Annotated in this window: 1 protein-coding gene; it reads right to left on the bottom strand. The window is 39.7% G+C overall.

The features are described 5' to 3' along the window. A partial coding sequence (locus K5G00_RS29485; protein WP_238770232.1) for a sensor histidine kinase occupies nt 1–750 on the bottom strand: 750 nt, incomplete at its 5' end.

Below are 750 nucleotides of genomic sequence, written 5' to 3'. Positions count from 1 at the left end.
TTATTTTTCATCCGGAATCTGAATTTCTACTCGTGTTCCAATATCATTTCCTGTTAAGTCGATGGTTTCCAAATGGTATTTTTCTCCGTGTTTTTCCTGTAAGATTTCGAGGCGGTCTTTCATCAATTTTGAGCCTTTTCCGTTTTTTGCTTTATCAATTTCTTTTGCTGCGTCCCTGCCAATCCCGTTGTCTTCAATCGTGATTTTTATTCCCGACTTGTCACGCGCGACTTCTATTTTTAGTTGCCTGTAGCCGGTTTTATTCTGAAGGCCATGAATAACTGCATTTTCTGCAAAAGGTTGTAAAAGCATTGAAGGAACCATCGTATTGTTCGCATCAATTTTATCTTCAACCGAAATAGTAAAATCAAAATCAAACCGCAGTTTTTCGAGATTCAGGTACTGTTTTATCATTTCCAGTTCTTCGGCCAGTGATACTTCTTCTTTTTCTGAATTCTGCAATACTTTTCTGATTAATCCGGCAAAGTCGGCCAAATACAAATGGGCCTCGCGGCCCTTGTTTTGCTGAACCAGGTTTTGCACTGAGTTCAAACTGTTAAAAAGAAAATGGGGGTTCATTTGCGACCGGATTGCAGTAAGTTCCAACTCGCGTAACCGCCGCTGCTGCTGTTCCTTTCGGAACCGTTGCCGAACCCGCCATCTCCAGATTAACAAACTTAAAATAAGTAGTGTAAGAAATATGAGCAGAACTATAACAATTATTTTGAGTTGCGATTTGTTGAGTTGTTT

This window comes from Maribellus maritimus (assembly GCF_022267315.1).
GTDB classification, from domain to species: domain Bacteria; phylum Bacteroidota; class Bacteroidia; order Bacteroidales; family Prolixibacteraceae; genus Draconibacterium; species Draconibacterium maritimum.
The sequence above is the reverse complement of the archived record's forward strand: the minus strand, read 5'-3'. Positions and strand labels throughout refer to the sequence as shown.